Origin of the sequence: Butyrivibrio sp. DSM 10294 (assembly GCF_028539135.1) — a bacterium.
In the GTDB taxonomy this organism is placed as follows: domain Bacteria; phylum Bacillota; class Clostridia; order Lachnospirales; family Lachnospiraceae; genus Butyrivibrio.
Window position 1 is genome coordinate 1 of record NZ_JANSWL010000051.1, and the last position, 5662, is coordinate 5662.

A 5662-nucleotide genomic window follows, 5' to 3' on the forward strand; every position below is an offset into this window, starting at 1 on the left:
CTTAAGGCATCTGACATCTATCCTGTAGTAGACAGCTACAAGGAGAAGACACAGAAGCAGGAAGAGAAAGTAGAAGAGGAAGATATCGCAACAATCGATGATTCCGACATACCTACCTACAGCGGCGTTGGCAAGATAACCACAGCAATGAAAAAAGCTTCGGTCAATCCGGTACTTCTTATAATAGTAATTGCTCTTCTTACATTACTTATTCATTTATTCATCATTTTGTTCTTCAAAAAGAACTCCGATGAAAAGGATGATAAGAATAACAAGAATGATGATAACGAAAAGAATAATGAAGGCAGCAAAGTAGTAGCTGAATAATGAAAACGGTGATCTTCGGATCACCGTTTTTTAATACACAAAATTTCACGATACATAGTGACTTATCGGAAAGTTATTTCAAAAAACACAGAATATTCACAATTTAGAGGTTGCATGAATTTACGAAATTTTAACGATTTTGATATTATACTTTGGAAACTCTGTAATGGGTTTCAAGTTTTTGGATGATTGAAATAGATTCTCAGGACTATTAAGGAGTATGTATGCGTAACGTATTAACCAGAACAATTGCATTTATTCTTGCAATCGCACTGATAGCAGGTGTCTTTGACTATAGCGCGGTTACAGCGAAGGCTTACTCATATGACGATGCATCATATGACAATGCATCATATGACAATGCATCATTCGTATTTAACTGGGTGAACAGTACTGAGCCCGCTGGTTATACAAAAACATATAAGATTGGAAAGGTAATAAAAGTTGCCAATATGCAGGACAGCTATTTTCAGCTTCCGGATTCATATTACGGAACTGATGTTGAAACTGTCACTATTAAGCTTAATAAATATAACGGCAAATATCTGAACAAGCAGAGGGTGGGTGTTCTTTTTAAGAAACAGTCCGAAGATGCGGTGACCTATAAGCATAAAAGGACTGTAGATCCCAGTACTGGAACCATTACCTTCAAGCCTGAATTTGATCAGTGGTTTCAATATATCGGTTTTAGAGGGGAGTGTGACGGAGATACATATATTTATGTCGATTCAGTCACTGTTACTAAAAAGGAAACCTCTGCTTCAAAAAAGATCAGTTCAACATATAATGGAAAGACAATCAGCAAAACATTTTACGGCATTGATCTTACTTTTATAAACGAAAACCCAGCCGATAATAGGGATCCCTATACGGAAACCTACGGAGGATTTTGGGCTATTAGAGATTTCCAGACAGCATATTGTGATCTTCCGGAAGCAATTGATTTGAATAGGCTTGTCAGCATGAATGTTGAGTATGCCAGCGAAGTTGATGGTATGAGGTTCGAATATTACCTTAAAGACCAGAATGGTGATACTAATTTCCGCGGATATGGAAATAACGGATATACAAGATATGGAGGCAGTTTTGAAAGCGGAAGACAAGCTGTTCGTTTCGGTGTTACTGTAAATAATGACGATAATACAGAGAATGGGTATATGTCATATAAAGTAGTAGAAATCAACAGTATAACGTTTGTTCTTGCCGATGAGACAGTTGACCCTACTGATGCAATTCAGGAAGCAAAAGATGCAAAGAATGCTGCAGATACTGCAAAAAAAGAAGCAGAAAATAAATATAAAGCGGTAAAGAATACTCCTTCATCGACCACTATAGCTGAGGCTATTAATGCAGCAAATGATGCTTATGAGGCAGCAAGGATTGCCGGAGAGAAAGCTAAGGCATTAACAAACATGCTTCCAAATGTCGCAGACGACCAAAAAAGCAAGGTGAATGAAGCTATAACTAATGCCGAATCATCTGCTGATAGTGCAAAAAAAATGGCAAAGAAAGCTGAAGATGAAGCTAAGAAAGCAAAGGAGAATTTTGAGAAACTTGCAAAGGCTGCCGCTGAAAACGCAACAGAGCTGGCAAGAAAAGCCGATGACGCAGCCACAGCAGCTACCACAGCAGCTTTGAAGGTTACCAAGGAGCAAACCAAGGCTAACGTCGATGCTGCAAAGGCAGCTGCTACAGCTGCAGAAACTGCAAAAGCTAACGCAGAAGAGGCTGCAACCAAGGCGAAAGAAGCAGCAAAAGAAGTAAGTGATACCACAATTAAACAAGATACTGTCAATGCAGCACAGGATGCAACTGATGCTGCAGGCAGAGCATCTACCGCAGCCAAGGCAGCAAGAACAGCAGCAAAAACAGCCCAGAATAACTTGAATGCTGCAGCTAAGACTGCATATGAGGCTGCCAATACTGCAGCAAATGCAGCTGAGGAAGCAGCCAAGGCAGCAAGACAGGCCGCAGAAGATGCAGAGGCTGAGACTTATAAAGATCCCCTTACGGTTGATGATCTGAATGCAGCTGCAACAGCCGCAGAAGAAGCGGCCGCTACAGCCCTTCAGAAAGCAGAGGCCGCTACAGAAGCAGCAAATGCAGCTGAGGAAGCCGGAAAGAGCAATACAGATTCTGCTATTCAAGCCGAAGTTGATAAGGCAGTTACCAAGGCAAATGATGCAGCAACTGTTGCTAACGTAACCGCTCAGGCAGCTAATACTGCAGCCCAGGCAGCAACAACCACAGCAATTGCAGAGGAAGCAATAAAAGCTGCTAAGACAGCAAAGGAGAGTCCGACACCTGCAAATATCGCTGCAGCCAATTTGGCAGCACAGAAGGCAAAAGAAGCTCAGACAGCAGCTACAAATGCTGCAACAGCAGCTACAAATGCCGCAGGAAAAACAACTGATGAGATTGCCAAGGAAGCAGCATTAACTGCAGCAGAATATGCAACAGTCGCAGCAGAGAAAGCCGGAAGTGCCGTAAAAACTGCAGAGGCAGAGGTAATACTTGCCCAGGATAAATTGGATGATAATGCCAAGAAGCTTGCAGAGGCAGAAAAAGCAGCTGCTGAGGCATTAGAGTGGGCACAGAAGGCAATAGATGCGCAGACTGCAGCAGAAAACGCCACTAATGTTCTGGAAAATGACAAAAATATAACGGAAGAAACTATAGCGACAGCCCTGGAGACAGCTAAAAGTGCCAAGGAAATAGCCGAGAAGGCGCTTAAAAGTTCTGAGTATACAAGCGGATTATACAATCAGGTAATAGACTTTACCAAAGAAGAGCCTGAGAAAGTAGAGCATATTTATAGTGCTTATGATAAGGCATTAAAAGAAGGAAATAAAGCTAATACAAAAGCAAAACTTGCTGAAAAAGCAGCAAAGACTGCTCAGGCTCAGCTTGATAGTGCAACCATTGCAGAAATAAACGGCTATCTTACTTCCGTATCCAATATCAAAAATGATATTGCACAGGCAATGCAGGTTCTTAATACCGCCAAAGAAGATCTGGAATCAGATTCTGTATTAAAAAATATCAAAGCAGCAAAGGAAGTGGCTGAATCAACCGACGAAGCAGCTACAAATGCAATTAACGATCTGGAGGCTTTGATTGAAACCATAAACGGTATTGTTGATAAGGCAAAGTCCTCAAAGAATGCTGAGATATCAGATATTGCAAGCATAGAAGCCGCAGCAAATACTGTTATAAAATCAGTTAATACAGCCAAAGAATCAGCATCAGCAGCTAAGACTGCAGCAGCAAAGCTTAAGTCAGATGCTGATAATGCTCAGAATAATCTTAATGAAAAGGCTTTGGCTGCTATAGTAAAGGCCAATCTTGCCGCAGAGACAGCCAGAGAAGAAGCTAAGAATGCAGCGGAGGTGGCTAAAGCAGCTGCATACAAGGCACAGGCAGCTCAGGAGAAGCCTTCCGATGCAGCCATTTTAGATGCAAAGGACGCAGCTAATATGGCAAAAGAAGCTGCAACAGAGGCTTTTGCTAAGGTAAATACCGCAAGAGAGGCTCTTGATGAAGCTAAGACAGCTGCTGAGGCAGCCGGTGCAGAGGCATATGAACAGCAGCTGCAGAATATCCTTAGCGATATAGATGGCTCCGATGATATTACGGACACTGCAAACAAGGCAGCTGAGACTGTAGAGGAGGCTGCCAAGACAATAGAGGCTACGGAAGTAGCAAATGATGCAGCAGTAAAAGCATCAGAGAATCCTTCCACAGAGGCAATTGCTAAGGCCAATGTCGCTGTCGATAAGGTTAAGGAAGCAGCAGAGGCAGCAAAAAAAGCAGCTGATATCGCAAAGGAAGCCTATGAAAATGCCAGCGATTCTACAGCTAAGGAAGCAGCAAGGATTGCAGCTGAAGCGGCTGATAATGCGATTAAATCTGCCAATATCATTATAACCAAGGCAGAAGAGGCAGTTACAGAGGCTCAGGAGAAATTGGATGAAGCTGCCAAAAATGCAGCTCTTGAGGCAGCGCAAACTGCTAAAGATTTAGCAAATAGTGCAGCCCTGGCAGAGAAGGCAGCGAAGGAAGCTAAGGATAAACTTGATAATGAACTTAGCCAGGCCAATATAGATAACGCCGCTCAGAAGGCCAAAGAAGCAGAGATCGCAGCAAGAAAAGCATATGATGCAGCCACCGCTGCAACCAATGCCGCTGCCAAGACTAAGGATGAGGAGGCAGCACAGGCTGCAATCAATCAGGCAGAACTTACAAACGGTGCAGCCGATACAGCTCTTGAAACATCCAAAAATGTGGCAGATGCAGCGAAGACTGCTCAGGCTCAGCTGGATAAAAATAATAAAGACGCAGCTCTTGAGGCAGTAGGCGAAGTTACAGGCGCTAAAACAGCAGCAGAAGAAGCCTATAATACTGCAACAGGTCAGGCAGAAATTGCTAAAAACAGTGCAGAAGCAGAGGTGCCTTCCAAGGAAGGTGTACAAGCAGCAGTTACTGCTGCAGAAAATGCAGGAAATGCAGCAAATGAAGCAGCCGGTCAGCTTGCAATAGCTGTAGCAGCAGTTAAAAAGGCAGAAGAAGCAGCTGCCGGAATTACAGACGAGGAGCTTAAGAAGACAGCTGATGATGCAATAAAATCCGCAAAGACTGATCTTGAGACTATCAGGGATTACAGTGTAAAGGCGAAAGAAGCAGCTATCCAAGCTGAGGCAGATGTCAAGACTGCTCAGGCTAATCTTGCAGCCAAAGAAAAAGAAGATGCCAAGAATGCAGCTATAGATATAGCTGCCAGGGCAAATGAGCTTGCAGCGAAAGCAAAGGAAGCAGCAAAGAAAGCAAACGAAGCAGCTAAGGAAGCTACAAAGGCAGCAGAACAGGTTATTGCCAATCCTACAAGAGATAATATTATTGCAGCTGAAAATATTGCTAAAACTCTTGCCGATGAAGGAGAAACACTGACCGTCGATGCAAAGAATAAAGGTCAGGATGCAAAAGATATTGTTAAGCCAACTATTAATGCAGCAAATGCAACAGATGATGCTACTGCCAAAGAAGCAGCAACCAATGCATTCTTCAATGCTTTGGAAGAAGGAACCAAGGCTTTAAGTGCTTATGAAAATGCTGCAGAAGCTTACAATACCGTAAGTACAGCAATAAACAATGCCAGAAAACAGCTTGAGGATCAAGCAAAGGATGCAATCCGGGTAGCAAATGATGCAGCATCAGCTATAACAAAAGAGGAAGGCGTAGTTAAAAAGGCAGAGGCAGCCATTGAGGCAACCAACACTCCTTCAATAGAAACAGTTTCAGCAGCTAAAATTGCAGCTGATGAGGCAGATGATGCCGC

At 42.9% G+C, this 5662-nt stretch carries 2 protein-coding genes; both read left to right on the forward strand.

The window, feature by feature from the left end:
- The coding region (locus NXH67_RS04540) for a hypothetical protein (RefSeq protein WP_272796572.1) at positions 1-327 on the forward strand (327 nt) is incomplete at its 5' end.
- A 224-nt stretch (positions 328-551) separates the two neighbouring features.
- The coding region (locus tag NXH67_RS04545; RefSeq protein ID WP_272796573.1) for a hypothetical protein at positions 552-5662 on the forward strand (5111 nt) is incomplete at its 3' end.